Here is an 18,234-nt window from a genome sequence, read left to right on the forward strand (position 1 = left end):
CAGTGCCTGTCAAGTAGGTGGGACGGGCGTCTCACTATTTGAGCGGATTGGAGGGCGTGTGATCGTTTCGCTTCCGTTCGTGCCCACATGGCGCACGGGAAGTGATCCACACGACCCGCCCGCCAGAACGGGCAGGGCCGCCGCCACTCCCGGCACGGGGAACTCACCGCGCACCAGCGCCCGCCGCAGCCGGTACTCGTCGAGCGGCCCGGAGAAGGCCATCCCCTGCCCGTGCGTACACCCCATGGCGCGCAGGGCCGTCACCTGTTCCGGCACGTCCACGCCGTCCGCCACGGACTCCATCCCGAGGTCGCACGCGATGCGCAGCAGCCCGCTTGTGATCTTGTGCAGCCGGGCGGACTCGACAACGCCCTCGACCAGACCGCGATCCAGTTTCAGTACGTCGATGGGGAGCCGGCGCAGCGCGTTGATGGCGGCGTACCCGCTGCCGAACCCGTCCAGCGCGATCCGCACCCCGAGCCTGCGCAGCGCCACCAGGCGCCGTTCGAGCTCATCGAAGGAGATCCGCGGGTCGCTGTCGGCCAGCTCGATGATGAGCGAGCCCGAGGGCAGGCCGTGCCGGGTGAGCAGGGCCTCGATGGAGCCGAGCGGCAAGCTCTTGTCCACCAGTCTGCGAGCCGAGAGCCGGACCGTCACGGGCGCGTCGTGACCCGCCCGGTTGCGCTCCGCCGCCTGCTCGACCGCCTGCTCGAGGAGCCAGCGCCCCAGCTCGGCGGTGCGGGCACCTTCCTGAGCCTCGCCGGTCTCGGCCACCCGCAGGAACTCGGCGGGCGTGAAGAGGATGCCCTGGGTGGACCGCCAGCGGGCCTGGGCGGCGACGGAGGCCACCTCGCCGGTGGTCAGGCTCACCACCGGCTGGTGGAGCAGCGCGAACTCGCCGTCGTGGAGGGCGGTGCGCAGCCGGGTGGCCAGTTCGCCCCTGCGGACCACCTCGGCCTGCATCTGTGGCGCGTACAGCTCGACCCGGTCCTTTCCGGCCGCCTTCGCCCGGTACATGGCGAGGTCGGCGTTGCGCATGAGGTCGGTGGGGCTGATGCCGGGCTCGGCGAAGGCGACGCCGATGGACGCGGCGACGCGCACCTCGTTGCCGTCGATCCGGTACGGCTGGGAGAGCGTGAGGCGCAGCCGGTCGGCGATCTCGTGGACCTGGCTTTCGCGGGCTGCCTGGTCCCTGGAGCCCTCGCCGACGATCAGTGCGGCGAACTCGTCGCCGCCGAGCCGGGCGGCGGTGTCGCCCGCGCGTACGGATTCCTGGAGGCGGCGGGCCGCCTGGATGAGCAGCTCGTCGCCGGCCTGATGGCCGATGGTGTCGTTCACCGCCTTGAAGCCGTCGAGGTCGATGAAGAGCACGGCCGTGCCGGGATCGCCGACGCGGCGGCCGCTGAGGGCCTGGCGGACCCGCGCGGTGAACAGGGCGCGGTTGGGCAGGTCGGTCAGCGGGTCGTGTTCGGCGTTGTGCTGGAGCTGCGCCTGAAGGCGGACTCTTTCGGTCACGTCCCGGCAGTTGAAGATCAGGCCGCCCTGGTGCCGGTTGACGGTGGACTCGACATTGAGCCACTCCCCCGTGCCCGACTTGAAGCGGCACTCGATGCGGGTGGTCGGCTCCTCGGCGGGAGGCGCGGCCAGAAAGCGGCGTACTTCGTGGACGACTCTGCCCAGGTCCTCCGCATGGATCAGCGAGGCGAGCTCGGATCCGATGAGATCCTCGGCCTCGCGTCCGTAGACGCCGGACGCGGCAGGGCTGACGTAACGCAGTATGCCGGTGGGGGCGGCGATCATGATGACGTCGCTCGATCCCTGCACCAGGGAGCGGAAGTGGTTCTCCTTCTGCGCCAGTTCCTGGGTGAGGGAGATGTTGTCGACGAGCATGATGCCCTGGCGTACGACCAGTGCGAGCACGACCGTGCAGCCGGTGAGGACCACGACGCGGTCCACGCGGCGGCCCTCGATGACGTTGTAGAGGATGCCGAGCGTGCAGACGGCGGCGGCGAGGTACGGCGTGAGGGCGGCCAGTGAGCCGCCGATGGGGCGGCTGCCCGCCGCATGGCGCGTGCCCGCGCCGTGGGTGCCCCGGTTGTACGGCGCGCCCTCCCCCCACTGCTCCGCGCGGCGCGCGCCCCAGGGCGCGTAGGCGAGGAGCAGCGAGCCGGCGAACCAGCCCGCGTCGAGGAGCTGGCCCGAGCGGTAGCTCTCGCGCAGCAGGGGCGAGGTGAACAGGGCGTCGCACAGCACGGTCGTGGCGAGGGCCGCGATCGCGGTGTTGATCGCCGTGCGGTTGGCGTTGGAGCGCCGGAAGTGCAGGGCGAGCACCATGCTGACCAGCGCGATGTCGAGCAGCGGGTACGCAAGGGAGAGCGCGGCGTGGGCCGTGCTCTCGGCCTGGAAGTGCGCCGTGTGCGCGAGAGCGAGGCTCCAGGAGAGCGTGAGCAGTGAGCCGCCGATGAGCCAGGAGTCGAGCGCGAGGCAGACCCAGCCGGCGCGCGTGACGGGGCGCTTGGCGAGGACCAGCAGGCCGACGATGGCGGGCGGGCCGAAGCAGAGGAAGAAGAGGTCGGCCAGGGACGGCGAGGGAACCTCGCGGTCCAGCACCACTTCGTACCAGCCCCACACGGCGTTCCCGCAGGCCGCCATCGCGGAGGAGACCGCGAACAGCAGCCAGGCGGGTCGAAAGCGGCTCTCACGCGCGCGTGCGTAGACGAAACAGGAGACCGCTGCGACCCCGGCGGCGGCGGCGAGGCCGAAGTCGCCCATGATCAGTGCGACTTCAGCAGAGCCCCAGCCGAGGGCCGAGCCGACGGCGTAGGCGCCGCAGACCAGGGTGAGGGTGAGCTGCGAGAGCAGGCTCACCCCGCCGCCGGGCACCTGCTGCCGGGCGAGGAGCGCGCCGGGGGCGCTCACCGGACCGCCCTGACGCGTGGCACTCCGGGCGCCGGAGGTCCGAGGAGCGGTCGCGGCTGCGGTGTGACTGCCGGATCGCAGGAGGGTGGTCGCCGATGGCCTTGCCGCGTCGGATCCTTGGTCCATTCGCCGTACATCGCCCGTCGCCCCCCTCACAGTCGGTCGCTCCCCAGCGCCGTGATAATGCGCGGCGCAGCCCCTTGGTCCGGACGATACACCAATCCAGTCACTCAGGGACATACTCCCTCTACTCTGCGTGACCAGCAGGGATGCAGTCGGCACGCCGCGCATTCGGGTGGCTTCGGAGTGTGTTCGCGGTGTCTTTCGCCGGGCCTTTCAGGACGTGGTGAGGACGATGTTGTGCAGCGGTTCCCCGGCGGCGAAGCGGGTGAGCTGGCCGGCGATCAGGCGCTTGGCGCGCGGCATGAAGGCCGAAGTGCTGCCGCCCACGTGGGGACTGATGAGGAGGCCGGGCGCGTGCCACAAGGGGTGGCCTGCGGGAAGGGGCTCCGGGTCAGTGACGTCGAGGGCGGCGCGGAGCCGGCCCGATTCGAGTTCGGCGAGGAGTGCCTTGGTGTCGACGACGGGGCCGCGCGAGACGTTGACCAGCAGCGCCCCGTCCTTCATCCGCGACAGGAAGCCGGCGTTCGCCAGGCCCTGCGTCGCCTCGGTGAGCGGGGTGGAGAGGATCACCACATCGGCGGAGGGCAGCAGTCCGGGCAGGTCGGCCAGTGGATGCACCGGACCGCGCTCCGTTGTACGGGCAGAGCGCGCGACGCGCGCCACCCGCGCACACTCGAACGGCGTGAGCCGGTCCTCGATGGCCGCGCCGATCGAGCCGTACCCGACGATGAGGACCGACTTGTCGGCCAGCGCGGGATAGAAACCGGCCCGCCATTCCTCCTTGTCCTGGCCGTGCACGAAGCCGGGGATGCCCCGCAGCGAGGCGAGGATCAGTGCGAGGGTCAGCTCGGCGGTGCTGGCCTCGTGGACGCCTCGGGCGTTGCACAACTGAACGCCGGCGGGCAGGCCCCCGAGGCCGGGCTCGACGTGGTCGATGCCTGCGGAGAGCGTCTGGACCGCGCGTACGGACGTCATCGCGGCGAGCGGGCGCACCGCGATCTCGGTGCCCTTCATGTACGGGACGACATAGAAGGCGCAGTCGGCGGGATCGGCGGGAAAGCCCTGGCCACCGTCCCAGAAGCGGTAGGTGAATCCCTCGGGAAGACCCTGTATCCCGTCGGTGGGGACGGGGAGCCATACATCTGAAGTCATGGTCAGGAGGCTATGCGAAGGGGCGTGCGAGGCAGAGGTTAGTTTGGGGAGCGGCAGAGGGAGGGGTACGGGGAGTTGGAGCGCAGGACAATCGGTGCGGCAGCGCTCGAAGTGGGCGCGATCGGCCTCGGATGCATGCCGATGAGCTGGGCGTACACCGGTTCGCAGCAGCGCGGGGACCGGTCGGTGCGTACCGTGCACGCGGCGCTCGACGCGGGGTGCAGCCTGCTCGACACGGCGGACATGTACGGGCCCTTCACCAACGAGCTGCTGCTGGGGCGGGTGCTCAGGGAGCGGCGTGCCGACGCGTTCGTCTCGACCAAGTGCGGGCTGCTCGTCGGTGATCAGCACATCGTCGCCAATGGGCGGCCGGGGTACGTACGGCGGGCCTGTGACGCTTCTTTGCGGCGGCTTCAGACCGATGTGATCGACCTCTACCAGTTGCACCGGCCGGATCCGGAGGTGCCGGTCGAGGAGACGTGGGGCGCGATGGCGGATCTGGTGCGGGCGGGGAAGGTGCGGGCTCTCGGGGTGTGCGCGGTGGGGGCGCGGGCGTCGCGGCGTCCGGGGGCGCGGATGCACGACGGAACGATTCAGCAGCTTGAGCGGGTGCAGCAGGTTTTCCCGGTGAGCGCGGTGGAGGCCGAGCTTTCGGTGTGGTCGCCGGAGGCGCTGGCGGCGCTGTTGCCGTGGTGCGAGGCGCGGGGCGTCGGTTTTCTGGCCGCCATGCCGCTGGGCAACGGTTTTCTGACGGGGACGCTCAAGCCGGGGCAGGGCTTCGAGCCGGACGACGCACGGGCCCGGCATCCGCGTTTCACGGCGGAGATGATGGCGGCGAACCAGCCGGTGGTGGCCGGGCTGCGGCGGGTCGCCGAGCGCCACGGCGCCACTGCGGCACAGGTGGCGCTGGCCTGGGTGCTGGGGCGCGGCCGGCATGTGGTGCCGGTGCCGGGGACCAAGCGCGAGCGGTGGGCGGTACAGAACGCGGGGGCGGCGGCGCTGCGGCTGACGGCGCAGGACCTGGCGGAGATCGCGGGACTGCCGCCGGCGCGCGGCTCCTGGGACTGACCGCCCCGCTCACCGGCCCCCCCCCGGCCGCAAAGAACCGATCACCGGGCCGGTCCAGAAGGGAACCCGCGGCGCACCAGCGGTGTATGAAGAGTGAGAGCCGCTGCCGGTGAGGACTGCCGGCCGTCGAAGGGATGCGTACCGTGCAACGTCCTGCTGTGACAGCTCTGTTGGCTGCCGCCGTTCTCCTGCTCACCGCGGGGTGTTCCGGCGCGGACGGGAGCGCGCCGGCCCCGACGGCCACGGGCGGCGCGAGTGCGCCGCCCTCGGGCGATGCGTCCCGGCCCGGGTCCGGGTCCCGTGCCGAGCCGCCGCCCGCGAAGGGGTCGGTCAAGGTGGTGAGCACCCTCACCGAGGACCTCAAGTCGCCCTGGGGACTCGCTCCGCTGCCCGACGGCGATCTGCTGGTCTCCTCGCGCGACGAGGGGACGATCACCCGCGTCGACGGCGAGAGCGGCAAGAAGACGGAGATCGGCACCGTGGCGGGGGTCGCCCCGGCCGGGGAGGGCGGCCTCATGGGCCTGGCCGTCTCGCCCGCCTTCGCCTCGGACCACCTGGTCTACGCGTACTTCACCACCGAGTCCGACAACCGCATCGCCCGCATGCTGTACGACGAGAAGAAGCCCGCGGGGCAGCAACTGGGCGCACCGGACACCATCTTGAGAGGCATCCCGAAGGGCACGGTCCACAACGGCGGGCGGATCGCCTTCGGCCCGGACAAGATGCTCTACGCCGGGACGGGCGAGACGGGTGACACCGGCCTGGCCCAGGACAAGAAGTCGCTGGGCGGCAAGATCCTGCGGATGACTCCGGACGGCGAGCCGGTGCACGGCAATCCGGAGGCGGACTCGGTCGTCTACTCGTACGGGCACCGCAACGTCCAGGGCCTGGCCTGGGACAGCGAGAAGCGGTTGTGGGCGGCCGAGTTCGGCCAGAACACCTGGGACGAGCTCAATCAGATCCGCCCCGGTCAGAACTACGGGTGGCCCGAGGTCGAGGGCAAGGGCGGCAAGGAGGGGTTCGTCGACCCGGTCGCCCAGTGGAGGACGTCCGAGGCCTCACCGAGCGGGATCGCGTACGCCGAGGGCTCGGTCTGGATGGCGGGCCTGCGCGGTGAACGGCTGTGGCGGATTCCGCTGGACGGTACGGAGCCGGTGGCGGACCCGGAGTCGTTCCTGGCGGAGGAGCACGGCCGGCTGCGCACGGTGGTGGCGGCCGGCGGCGGCAAGTTGTGGCTGGTCACCAGTGAGACGGACACCCGCGGCACGCCGGAGCCGGGCGACGACCGGATCCTGAACCTGGAGGTGAAGTAACCGGCCCGGCCCAAGGCCGCGCCCCCCAACCACCACCCGCGTGCACGCCATGCCATGCCACGGCCGGGCCCCGAAGTCCGGCTCCTGCAGCCGGGGCCGGAGTCGACTGGCCCAGGGGATCGGTGCCGGCGACTGGTGTGCCGACCGGGCCCGCCCCCGGCGTCCGGGCCCGGTCGCGGGTGCCGGGGCGGGAGGGGCCGGGGCGGGAGGGGCCGGGGGCGGCGAGCCCGTGGTGGGGCGCAGGGGGTGGCAGGCACGTGGTGAGGGTTGGCGGCCCGCACGTGGTGGCGCAGGCGACGGGTCCCGTGGTGGGGGCAGGGGGGCGTACGCCGCTGGATGGGGTCAGCCGGGGGTCAGGGGGTGGTCCTGTGTGTCGGGGAAGAGGCGCAGCCGGTGGGCCACGGCGGCGGCCTCGCCACGGCCGGAGACACCGAGCTTGGCGAGGATGTTGGAGACGTGGACGCTCGCCGTCTTGGGTGAGATGTAGAGCTCCTCAGCGATCTGCCGGTTGCTGCGGCCGGCCGCGACCAGGCGCAGTACGTCCTGTTCGCGCGGGGTCAGTCCCAGCGACGCGGCCGGGCTCGCGGTGAGTACCGGCACGGCCGACTCCCGGTTCAGCGAGAGGCGGGCGCGCTGGGCGAGCAGTGCGACGCTCTCGGCCAGCGGACGGGCGCCCAGGTGCTCCGCGGCGGCCCGGACCAGCCGGAGCAGCTCGGCGGCCCGCTCGCGCTCGTCGGCGTTCACTGCGCGCAGGCTCGCCGCACCGCCCTGCGCGGCGGCGGTCTCGGCGTCGCAGCCGCCGGTGTGGGGGGAGGCTGCGAGCAGGGCCTCCGCCCAGCGCAGGCGCGCGCGGGCCAGGTCGTACGGGCGCTCCAGCGTCTCGAACGCCGTGACGACGCCGCCCCAGTCGTCGGGGGTGGCGAGGCCCTCGGCCCGGCGCAGTTCGGCTCTCACCCAGCGCTCGTACGCCTGCCAGAGCGGCGCCGGGGCGGGCAGCCGCTTCGCCCGGTTCCGGATGAGCTCCAGGGCCTCGGCGCGGCCCGTCCCGGCGGCCGGGAGGCCACGTGCGTCCGCCTCGGCGGCGGCGGCTTCGGCCAGCAGCGCCCAGGCATAGCGGTGTGTGCCGAGGGGGAAGCCGGCCGCGGCGGCCCGCGCGAATCCGGCGCGGACATCCAGGATGCGGCCACGGGCGGCGGCGAGGGTCAGCTCGATCCGGTGCCTGGGGAGGTCGTGCTGGGGCATCGGGTCATGGGTGCCGAAGTACGCGTGGGCGGCTGCCAGCCGCTCGTCGGCGGCGGTCAGTTCGCCGCGGGCGCGCGCCACGTCGGCCTGTATCCAGGCGGCGGCGCCGCGCGGCTTCGCGCTGGGCGCGGAGGCCCGTTCGATGTCCACGGCGTGTCCGACGGCCTCGCTCCACTGCCCCAGGGAGACGAGCGCCTCGGCGAGATTTCCGCGCACCCAGGCTTCGATGTCGACGAGGCCGTACTTCCTGGAGAAGACGACGCCCTCCTCGGCGATCTTCAGCGCCTCTCGGGAGCGCCCCAGGGATTCCAGAACCGAGGGGAGGTTCACGTAGATGCGGCCCGCCACTCTGGTCATGCCCTGTGCGACCGCCTGTTCCTTGACGGCGTACAGCGTGGCGAGGCCGCCCTCGACGTCGCCCGCGTCGACCGTCAGGCCCCCCAGCGTGGTCAGCGCGGAGAGTTCGGTGTCCCGCGCTCCGACCATGCGCGCGTACTCCACGGCCTGTTCGGCGGCGACCAGGGTGTCGGGGCCCGGCTCGTGCAGCATGCCCCAGCCCGCGACGTACGACAGGACCTCGGCATGGACGGCCGACGGCGGCAGTCCGCGCATGAGTTCGCGGGCGCGGGCGAGTTCGGCCCAGCCGTCACCCCGTCCCAGGCTCGATATCAGCTTGCAGCGCTGCACCCAGAACCAGGCTTCGCGCTGGGCGTCGCCCTCGCCCTCCAGGAGCCGCAGCGCCTTCTTGGCGATCTTGAGGGCCCGTTCGCGCTCGCCGCCGAACCGGCCGGCGACGGTGGCCTCCGCCATGAGGTCGAGGTAGCGCAGCGGTGTCGTCGCGGCGTCACAGCCGCAGGGCGGGTAGACCTCGGCGTAGTCCAGGGGGCGCAGCACCGCGCGGATCTCGGCGGGGGCGTCGTCCCACAGCTCCATCGCGCGTTCCAGCAGGCTGAGCTGATCGGCGTACGCGTGGCGGCCGCGCGCCTCGACGGAGGCCTTCAGCACGGCGGGGAGGGCCTTGGCGGCGTCGTGCGCGGCGTACCAGTAGCTGGCGAGACGGGTGGCGTATTCGTCGGCCCGTACGAGTGAGGGGTCGGCTTCCAGGGCTTCGGCGTACCGCCGGTTGAGGCGGGAGCGCTCGCCGGGGAGCAGATCGTCGCTGAGCGCCTCGCGCACCAGGGAGTGCCGGAAGCGGTACCCGTCGCCGTCCGGCGTCGCGAGCAGCAGGTTGGCGCCGACCGCGGCCCGCAGGGCCTCGATCAGATCGTCCTCGGGGAGCCGCGCGACGGCGAGCAGCAGCCGGTATTCAACGGTTGAGCCGCCCTCGGCGACGATCCTGGCGACCTTCTGGGCGTCGTCGGGCAGCGCCTCGACCCGCACCAGCAGGATGTCGCGCAGGGAGTCGCTCAGGCCGGTGGTGCAGCCGGTCCCGATGCAGGAGGCCAGTTCCTCGACGAAGAACGCGTTGCCGTCGGAGCGCGTGAACACCTCTTCGGCGAGGGCCGCTTCGGGTTCGGCGGCGAGGATTCCGGTCAGCTGGCGGTGCACTTCCAGACGGTTGAAGCGGGACAGTTCGATGCGCCGGACCGTGCGCAGCCGGTCGAGTTCGGCGAGGAGGGGACGCAACGGGTGGCGGCGGTGGATGTCGTCCGCGCGGTAGGTGCCGATGACGACGAGGCGTCCGCGCCGCAGCGTGCGGAAGAGGTACGCGAGGAGGTGGCGGGTGGAGGTGTCGGCCCAGTGCAGGTCCTCCAGGGCGAGCACGACCGTACGGTCGGCGGTGATGCGCTCCAGAAGGCGGACGGTCAGCTCGAAGAGGCGCGTCATGCCGTCTTCGCTGTGCTGGTCGCGGGAGGTCTCGCCGAGTTCGGGCAACAGCCGGGCCAGTTCGCCCTCCTGGCCCTCGGCCGCGGCGGCGACCTCGTCGGGCATTCTGCGCCGCAGGGCGCGCAGCGCGGTGGAGAACGGCGCGAACGGCAGCCCGTCGGCGCCGATCTCCACGCAGCCGCCCACCACGACGACGGCGTCGGCCCGGCAGGCGGCGGCGAAGAACTCCTCGACGAGGCGGGTCTTGCCGACCCCTGCCTCACCGCCCACGAGCAACGCCTGCGGCTCGCCCGCGGTGGCGCGGGCGAGCGCATCGGTGAGCTGGGCCAGCTCGCCGGCGCGGCCGACGAACACGGGGCTGACAGACCTGGTCTCCACATCGCTGAGCATCGCACAGGGGTCCGACATCGCGGGCTGGACCAGGGAACCCGCAAAGGGCACGACACTCATCTCACGTCCTTCGCCGCGCCGTCAGTCCGCCGTCACGCGGCCCGTGCGAGCCGGTTGCGCAGCGAACTCACCGGCCCCTCGGATGCGTTCTGCCCGGACGTGCGGGCGGCCCGCCGGTCGGTCCTGCGGGCGGCGCGGCGGTCCTTGGCGGCCTGCCGTGCGAGGCGTTCGGCGGCGGCCACGCGCATCAGCTCGGCCGCGTACTGCTGCTGGATCTCGTGCTCGAACATGGTGTGCTCCTCAAGGAGTCGAGTCGTTCGTCGAGTTCGCATTCCGCGATGCCTCAACTCTCGTTTCCCAGGGGGCTCCGGCGCATCGGGAGAGTGCCGCATCTTGGGAGCACGAAGGGCCTTAGGGACGTACGCGCGAAGGTGCGTACGCGCCTAAGGCCCCTGGTGTGGCTGCCTTACTGGCCTGCTCCGGCGCCCGTTCCCGCGGTGGGCGGCGTAGGCATCGAGGCGAAGACGTCGAAGTACATCCCGGCGGAGACGAGCAGCCCGAGGGCGCCGAGTGCGATGCCGGCCCAGGCGAAGGAGCGGACCCAGCCGGGCTGGTGGCCGGCGCCGGGGGCGGCGAAGGCCGGGCGGGCCAGCACCACGGCGGCGACGACGAGCGCGAGCAGCGCGAAGCCGCCGTTGACGAGGGCGGTCAGGTGCCACGGGTCGCCGTACATCGTGCTGATCTGTTCGGCCGGGCCGGCGGTCTGCTCCATCCCCAGTTGCCCGACGATCCGCCGGCGCTCGGCGAAGACATCGCTGACCCAGGTCCCGGTGAGGGCGGCGAGGCCGAGCACCGTGGAAACCACGGCGGCGGCGCCCGCGCCGGCGCCGGGGGAAGAGACGCGCGGGGCCTGGTCGAGGACGTCCGCGTCGTCGTCCGCGTCGGTGAGCTCGTCGGTGTCGGCGGCGGCCTCTGCGGCGCCGTCGGCGGCCTCGCTCTTCTTGGTCTCTTCCGTCTCTTCTGCTGCGATCTCGTCGGCTGCTTTGTCGGTCTGCGTACGGGCTGTGGCTGTCATACGCCGCACGCTAGGCGCGGTTTCTGAGAGCTTTCTTAACGCCCCTTCCGCCACTCGTGCGCCAGCACGGACCAGACCTCGATGTCGTGCCGTACGCCCCGGTACGGGTGGCTTTCGCGCAGTACGCCGTCCCGCGTCATCCCCAGCCGCTTCGCCACCTTGATGCTCGCCGTGTTCGCGGACGCCGCGTGCCACTCCACGCGGTGCATCCCGCGCTCGTCCACCGCCCAGTCGATCAGGGCCCGCATGGCGCGCGTGACGAGGCCGCGGCCCGCCGCCCCTTCCTCCAGCCAGCAGCCGGCCTCGCAGTTCCCCGAAGCGGCGTCGAAGGTCCGGAAGAGCACGCCGCCGACCAGCGTGCCTTCGAGCCAGATGCCGTAGAGGTGGCCGGTGTCAGCGGTCCGCTTCTCGGCGTACGACTGGAGGAAGGCCCGCGCCGCACCGAGGTCCTTGGCGGCCGCCGCGAGCCCGATGTACTGGTCGATGTACTCGCGCCCGCGGTCGATGTGGGCGAGGTACTCCTCGGCCCGCCAGGGCTCCAGGGGGCGCAGCACCGCGCCGTCGTCGCCCAGTTGTATCTCGAACATCCCGCTCCTCGCCGGTCAGGGCACGAGCTGCGGAGGCTCCTGGGAGTCGCCCGTGCGCTGGGCATCGATCTTGTCATGTGCCGTAAGGCATTCGGCGGGTTCGATGCTGATGCGCGGCAGCCACCGGTCGAGCCGGCGCGGCAGCCACCAGTTCGCGCCGCCGAGCATGTGCATCAGAGCGGGGACCAGGAGCGTACGGAGCACGAACGCGTCCAGGGCGACGGCCGCCGCGAGCGCGATGCCGAACATCGCGATCACTCGGTCGCCGCTGAGGACGAAGGCCAGGAAGACCGAAATCATGATCACGGCCGCGGAGTTGATCACGCGGCTGGTCTCGGCCAGGCCGACCCGCACCGCCCGCCGGTTGTCACCGGTCTCCAGCCACTCCTCGTACATCCGGCTGACGAGGAAGACCTGGTAGTCCATCGAGAGCCCGAAGAGCACCGACACCATGATCACCGGCAGGAACGGCTCAATCGGTCCCGCGCTGCCGAGCCCGAGCAGTTCGCTGCCCCAGCCCCACTGGAAGACGGCCACGACGACTCCGAAGGAGGAGGCGACGGCGAGCACGTTCATCAGGGCTGCCTTCAGCGGGATGCCGACGCTGCGGAAGGCGAGCAGCAGAAGGGCGCATCCGAGCGCGATCACGATGCCGACGAAGAGCGGCAGCTTGCCCACTATGACCTCGGCGAAGTCGTCGTAACTGGCGGTGATCCCGCCGACGTACACCTCCAGCGAGGTCCCCTGCTCGGCCTGCGGCAGGATGTTGTCGCGCAGCCGGTCGACGAGGTCGCTGGTGTCCTTCGACTGCGGTGACGACTGCGGTACGACGGTGAGTGCGGCCGTTTCGCCGTCGCCGCTGTACGCCACCGGGCCGACGAACGCGACACCGTCGGCGTCGCGCACGGTGCCGGCGAGGGCGCCCATGGCGGCGCGGTCGTCCGCGCCGTGGACCTCGGCGACGAGGGTCAGCGGGCCGTTGCTGCCGGGGCCGAAGCCTTCGGCGATCAGGTCGTACGCCGAGCGGGTCGTCGAGGACGCCGGGTTGTTGCCCTGGTCGGACGTGCCCAGGTGCAGCCCGAGGGTGGGCAGCGCGAGGACCACCATGACGACGGCGGCGACGGCGCCGAGCAGTTTGGGGTGGCGCTCGACGAAGGCGGACCAGTGGGCGGCGAACCCGGTGGGCAGCTCGGGCTGCGGGCCGTGCTCGCTCAGCTGCCTGCGTTCGCGGCGGCTGAGCGCCCGCATGCCGATGAGGGAGAGCAGGGCGGGCAGCAGGGTCACCGAGGCGGCGACGGTGAGGATGACGGTCAGGGACGCGGCGATCGCGACGCCGTTGAGGAAGGACAGCCGCAGTATCAGCATGCCCAGCAGGGCGATGCAGACCGTGGCGCCCGCGAAGACGACCGCGCGGCCGGTGGTGGCGACCGCGTTCGCCGCCGAGTCGGCGACGGACAGGCCTCGGCGCAGCCCCTGGCGGTGCCGGGTGACGATGAACAGGGCGTAGTCGATGCCGACGCCGAGCCCGACCAGCATGCCGAGCATCGGTGCGAAGTCCGCGACCGTCATGACATGGCCGAGCAGGACGGTTCCCGCGTACGCCGTGCCGACGCTGACCAGGGCGGTCGCGATGGGCAGCAGGCTGGCCGCGAGCGAGCCGAAGGCGACGAAGAGGACGACGGCCGCGACCACGACCCCGACGAGCTCGCTGAGGTGGGAGTCGGGAGCCTCGGTGAGTGCTACCGCGTTGCCGCCGAGCTCCACCTGGAGCTCGGCGGTCTCCGCCGCCTTCGCGGTGTCGACGACAGCCTTCGCCTGCCGCTGGAGCACGTCGTCGGTCTGCGCGTCCAAGGTGACGGTGGCGTAGGCGGTGTGCCCGTCCTTGCTGATCTGGGAGGCGGCGCCCTGGCTCTCGTACGGGCTGACGACGCCCACCACGCCCGGAAGGTCCTCGATGGCGTCCAGCGTTCGTGTCATCGACTGCTGGACTCCGGCGGCCTCGACGGTGGTGCGGCCCGCGGTGTGCCAGACGACGGTGTTGCTGTCGCCTGCCCGGCCGTCGAATCCGGCATCGAGGAGGGCGGTGGCACGCCCCGATTCGGTGCCGGGTACCTCGTAGTCGTTGGAATATGCCGAACCGGCGATTCCTGCGGCTCCGGCCACTACGCCGAGCGCGAGCAGCCACAGCAGGACTGAGGCGAAACGGTGCTTGACGCACCACCGGGCGATTGCTGCCAACGGACTTGCTCCCTGGAGGGTTCGTGGATCTTTACCGGGAACAAACCCGCAAAGAACTCAGGACCTACGACCAGCAACTTTGACAGCCGAAAGCGATCCTTTGTCCCTTTCGTGCGCATAGTCACAGAAATCGCGGGAGCCAGGGGCACAGCTCCCGGCCTCCCGCGTACCACCCGGCGTGTCAGCCTGAGACGCTCGCGCGCCCGTTCTCCATGTGCCCCATGAGACGCCTGCGGAAAGATTCATCACCCGTAACGGTGATCGCCAGGTCGTACCACCCGTGCGCGTCCGCGGCGGAGTGCACCACGGTGCGGCTGCGGCCCGGCTTCACCGTGACCTCGCGGGGCCGGCTGTCGTCGAGGTCGGCCTCGTCGGCGTACGCGAGCGTCCGCACGGTGAAGGTCACCGGGTCCTTGCCCCGGTTGACGAGGGTGAGGTGCAGGTCACGGTCGCGTACGTCGAGGTGCGAGGAGACGTCGGCGACGCCCGTCTTCGTACCGGCGAACTCGCGGCGGAAGCCGTTCGGCCCGGTGATCGTGAAGCGGTAGTCGTCGCGCGTAAGGGGTACGTTCCATTGCACCGTGCCCCTTACATCCCGGTGCTGCGGAATGGCGAATTCACCGGCGTACGGGTAGAGCGCGAAGTGTGCGCTCGCGCGCCCCGTGTTGCTGAGCTCGACCGTGAAGACGCCGCCGTCGACCTTCCCGTGGGCGTCCGGCTGGTACGGCAGCGGGCGCGCGGGACGCGTCCCTTCCTCCTGTACGGGCATGTGCTGCTCCAGCGGCGGGACCGGCCGCCAGCGCCCCGTGAAGGGCGGTATCGCACCCGGCTGCTCGACCTGCGGCTGCCGGCGCCCGCGCTTGAAGTCGAACGCCGAGGTCAGGTCGCCCGTGACCGTACGCCGCCAGGGCGTGATGTTGGGCTCCTCGATGCCCGTCCACCGCTCCAGGAAGCGGATCACGGAGGTGTGGTCGAAGACCTCGGAACAGACGTACCCGCCGACCGACCACGGCGAGACGACCAGCATCGGGACGCGGATGCCCAGCCCGGTCGGCCGGCCCTGATACCGCTCGTCGGTGTTGCCGGTGGGCGGCACGGGCGGCGGCACGTGATCGAAGAACCCGTCGTTCTCGTCGTAGTTGATCAGCACGACGGTGTGCCGCCAGACGTCCGGGTGCGAGCCGAGCGCGTCGAGGACCTTGTAGACGAGCGAGGCGCTGGCGATCGGCGAGGAGGAGCCGGGGTGTTCCGAGTCGACCGCCGAAGGCACCAGGTACGACACCTCGGGCAGCTTGCCCGCCGCCACGTCGGCCTGGAAGTCGTCGGCGAGCCCGCCGGTCTCGACGCGCCGCAGGCCGCGTTCGAAGAGGGAGCGCTCAGCCTTCGTCAGCGTGGCCACGCCCTCCTCCAGCGCGGCGAGCAGCCGCTCGCGCTCGGCGGCGTCGCCGGTGTCGCGGACCTTGGCGTAGAAGGCCTCCATGTAGGTGAAGCCGCCGGGAGCCTTCGCGAGGGCCTTGCGGGCGATCTTCTTGAAGGCCGTGAAGAACTCGATGTTGTTGTCGGTGAAGTTCTCCCACTCCTGGTACGTCTTCCAGGACCGGCCCGCCTTCTCCAGCCGCTCGGCGTACGTCGGCCACGGGTAGCCGGGATGGGTGCCCTCGGCGTACGCCGCATTGGTGACGGCGCGGCTGCCGTCGGCCTCGTGCCCGGTCCAGCCGCTCCACAGGTGGTTGCGGTTCGGGCTCGTCGACGTATGGATCGAGGAGTGGTAGGCGTCGCAGATGGTGAACGTGTCCGCGAGCTCGTAGTGCAGCGGCAGGTCGCGGCGGTCGTAGTACGCCATGGTGGCGGCGGTCTTGGCCGACACCCAGCCGTCCATCCAGCCCTGGTTCCAGGCCTTGGCGCCGCCGCCCCACGAGTGGTCGAGGTCGCCGATGTACTGGAGGTCCTTCTTCTGCGCCTCGGCCGCGTCCCTCACCGGGAAGGGCAGGACGGTGCGCGAGGGGGCGGGCTGCTCGAAGACCGGCTTGCCGGACGGGAGCTCGACGGCGTTGCGGTCACCGAATCCGCGTACGCCGCGCAGGGTGCCGAAGTAGTGGTCGAACGATCGGTTCTCCTGCATGAGGACGACGACGTGCTTGACCGCTCCCAGCCCGCCCGAGGGCGGTTCGGCGGCCATCGCCGTCCGCAGCGAGGGCGGAAGCAGCGATCCGGCCGCGGCGGCGCCGATGGCGCCTCCGCCCAGAGCGAGCATCCTTCTGCGTGAAATGTCCGGTGACAAGCTCGACCTCCCAGTCGACAGCCAATGGTCCGCCTGTGATCCATTGAGTGGTTCGCCTGGGACGGTAGTGAGACCGGATGGCGACGAGAAGACCCGGCGACGACTCCGGTGTGAACGTCCAAGACAACGTGTTGAAGAGTCCAAGCCCTATCCGGCCACGCACGGGCCCCGGATCATGCCCGAGGGGCGGCGCCCCGGATGATTCCGGTGCGCCGCCCCTCGTACGTAATCAGGCGTGATCAGGCGTACGGGCCTCAGCCCTCGGTCACGCCGAGCTTCTCCAGAATCAGCTCGCGCACCCGCGCCGCGTCCGCCTGGCCGCGCGTGGCCTTCATGACCGCGCCGACCAGCGCGCCCGCCGCCGCGACCTTGCCGCTGCGGATCTTGTCCGCGATGCCGGCGTTGGCCGCGATGGCCTCGTCCACGGCCGTGCCCAGCGCGCCCTCGTCCGACACGACCTTCAGGCCGCGCTTCTCGACGACGTCGTCCGGGCCGCCCTCGCCCGCGAGGACGCCCTCGATGACCTGGCGGGCCAGCTTGTCGTTGAGCGAACCTTCCTTCACCAGGACGGTGACACGGGCGACCTGCTCCGGCGTGATCGGCAGCGACGCGAGATCGCGGCCGGACTCGTTGGCGTTACGGGCCAGCTCGCCCATCCACCACTTGCGCGCCGAAGCCGCGTCCGCGCCCGCCTCGATCGTGGCGACGATCGGGTCGATGGCGCCGGCGTTCAGGATCGACTGCATGTCGTGCTCGCTGACACCCCACTCCTCACGGAGGCGGTTGCGGCGTACGCGCGGCAGCTCGGGCAGGCCGCGGCGGAGCTCCTCGACCCACTCGCGGGAGGGGGCGACGGGCACCAGGTCCGGCTCCGGGAAGTACCGGTAGTCCTCGGCGTTGTCCTTGATGCGGCCGGCCGTGGTGGAGCCGTCCTCCTCGTGGAAGTGCCGGGTCTCCTGGACGATCGTGCCGCCGGAGTTGAGAACAGCGGCGTGCCGCTGGATCTCGAAGCGGGCCGCGCGCTCGACCGAGCGGAGCGAGTTCACGTTCTTCGTCTCGGAGCGCGTACCGAACTCCGCACGGCCGTGCGGCCGCAGCGAGAGGTTCACGTCGCATCGCATCTGGCCCTGCTCCATGCGCGCCTCGGAGACGCCGAGCGCCTTGATGAGCTCGCGGAGCTCGGCGACGTACGCCTTCGCGACCTCGGGGGCACGCGTGCCCGCGCCCTCGATCGGCTTGGTGACGATCTCGATGAGCGGGATGCCGGCCCGGTTGTAGTCCAGGAGGGAGTGGGACGCGCCGTGGATACGGCCCGTCGCGCCGCCGACGTGCAGCGACTTGCCGGTGTCCTCCTCCATGTGGGCGCGCTCGATCTCCACGCGGAAGATCTCGCCGTCCTCAAGCTGGACGTCCAGATAGCCGTTGAAGGCGATCGGCTCGTCGTACTGGGAGGTCTGGAAGTTCTTCGGCATGTCCGGATAGAAGTAGTTCTTCCGGGCGAAACGGCACCACTCGGCGATCTCGCAGTTGAGGGCGAGGCCGATCTTGATGGCCGACTCGACGCCGATCGCGTTGACGACCGGGAGCGAGCCGGGCAGACCCAGGCAGGTGGGGCAGGTCTGGCTGTTGGCGTCCTGCTTGAGCTCCGTGGAGCACCCGCAGAACATCTTCGTCTTTGTGCCGAGCTCGACATGGACCTCCAGGCCCATGACGGGGTCGTAGGACGCCAGCGCGTCCTCGTACGACACCAGTTCAGTGACGGTCACGGTGAAACTTTCCCTCTCAGCCCAGCAGAACGTCGTCGTCGCCGAGCTTCTTCAGCTCGCGGTAGAGCAGAGCGAGGCCCGTGACGATGGCGGCGGCGGAGACAGCGGCGTCGATGAGACGGAGCGTGTCATTGTCCTTGCGGGCCATCCTGGCCTGCTTGACGACGCTGATCGCGCCGAAGGCGGTGGTGCCGATCGACAGGTACGTACCGGCCTTGGAATTCTTGAATCCCTTTGCCTTGACAGTCATGGG

General features: G+C 71.2%; 12 protein-coding genes. 2 read left to right on the forward strand and 10 right to left on the reverse strand.

The window, feature by feature from the left end; translation table 11 throughout:
* Positions 1-9: 9 nt before the first annotated feature.
* Both G412_RS0120920 and G412_RS0120925 read right to left on the reverse strand, forming a co-directional pair.
* The gene (locus G412_RS0120920) at positions 10-2,919 is read right to left on the reverse strand and encodes a putative bifunctional diguanylate cyclase/phosphodiesterase (protein ID WP_028813780.1); all 2,910 of its coding nucleotides are present in this window, start codon (positions 2,917-2,919) and stop codon (positions 10-12) included.
* A 336-nt stretch (positions 2,920-3,255) separates the two neighbouring features.
* Positions 3,256-4,194, reverse strand: a complete 939-nt coding sequence (locus G412_RS0120925; protein ID WP_028813781.1) for a 2-hydroxyacid dehydrogenase — start codon at positions 4,192-4,194, stop codon at positions 3,256-3,258.
* A 75-nt stretch (positions 4,195-4,269) separates the two neighbouring features.
* Between G412_RS0120925 and G412_RS0120930 the strand changes: the two genes are divergently transcribed.
* Positions 4,270-5,262: an aldo/keto reductase gene (locus G412_RS0120930; protein WP_078607217.1), complete on the forward strand. Its 993-nt coding sequence runs from the start codon at positions 4,270-4,272 to the stop codon at positions 5,260-5,262.
* A 134-nt stretch (positions 5,263-5,396) separates the two neighbouring features.
* The gene (locus tag G412_RS0120935) at positions 5,397-6,575 is read left to right on the forward strand and encodes a PQQ-dependent sugar dehydrogenase (protein WP_028813783.1); all 1,179 of its coding nucleotides are present in this window, start codon (positions 5,397-5,399) and stop codon (positions 6,573-6,575) included.
* 342 nt (positions 6,576-6,917) lie between these two features.
* Here G412_RS0120935 and G412_RS0120940 read toward each other — a convergent pair whose 3' ends face one another.
* The 8 genes from G412_RS0120940 to G412_RS0120975 form a co-directional block, all read right to left on the reverse strand.
* Complete coding sequence (locus G412_RS0120940) at positions 6,918-10,094, reverse strand: helix-turn-helix transcriptional regulator (protein ID WP_425274497.1); 3,177 nt, start codon at positions 10,092-10,094, stop codon at positions 6,918-6,920.
* A gap of 32 nt (positions 10,095-10,126) precedes the next feature.
* Complete coding sequence (locus G412_RS0120945; RefSeq protein WP_028813785.1) at positions 10,127-10,324, reverse strand: hypothetical protein; 198 nt, start codon at positions 10,322-10,324, stop codon at positions 10,127-10,129.
* 176 nt (positions 10,325-10,500) lie between these two features.
* Entirely contained in the window at positions 10,501-11,109 is a 609-nt protein-coding gene (locus tag G412_RS35415; protein WP_051338515.1) for a hypothetical protein, read from the reverse strand.
* Between the two features lie 35 nt (positions 11,110-11,144).
* Entirely contained in the window at positions 11,145-11,696 is a 552-nt protein-coding gene (locus tag G412_RS0120955) for a GNAT family N-acetyltransferase (RefSeq protein ID WP_028813786.1), read from the reverse strand.
* 15 nt (positions 11,697-11,711) lie between these two features.
* Entirely contained in the window at positions 11,712-13,934 is a 2,223-nt protein-coding gene (locus tag G412_RS0120960) for an MMPL family transporter (protein ID WP_028813787.1), read from the reverse strand.
* Positions 13,935-14,115: 181 nt separating this feature from the next.
* Complete coding sequence (locus G412_RS0120965) at positions 14,116-16,215, reverse strand: phosphocholine-specific phospholipase C (protein WP_028813788.1); 2,100 nt, start codon at positions 16,213-16,215, stop codon at positions 14,116-14,118.
* Positions 16,216-16,469: 254 nt separating this feature from the next.
* A complete protein-coding gene (gatB, locus tag G412_RS0120970) occupies positions 16,470-17,981 on the reverse strand; it encodes an Asp-tRNA(Asn)/Glu-tRNA(Gln) amidotransferase subunit GatB (RefSeq protein WP_028813789.1) in 1,512 nt (503 codons plus the stop codon).
* Positions 17,982-17,997: 16 nt separating this feature from the next.
* Entirely contained in the window at positions 17,998-18,231 is a 234-nt protein-coding gene (locus G412_RS0120975; protein WP_028813790.1) for a hypothetical protein, read from the reverse strand.
* Between the last annotated feature and the right edge of the window lie 3 nt (positions 18,232-18,234).

Origin of the sequence: Streptomyces flavidovirens DSM 40150 (genome assembly GCF_000429085.1) — a bacterium.
In the GTDB taxonomy this organism is placed as follows: domain Bacteria; phylum Actinomycetota; class Actinomycetes; order Streptomycetales; family Streptomycetaceae; genus Streptomyces; species Streptomyces flavidovirens.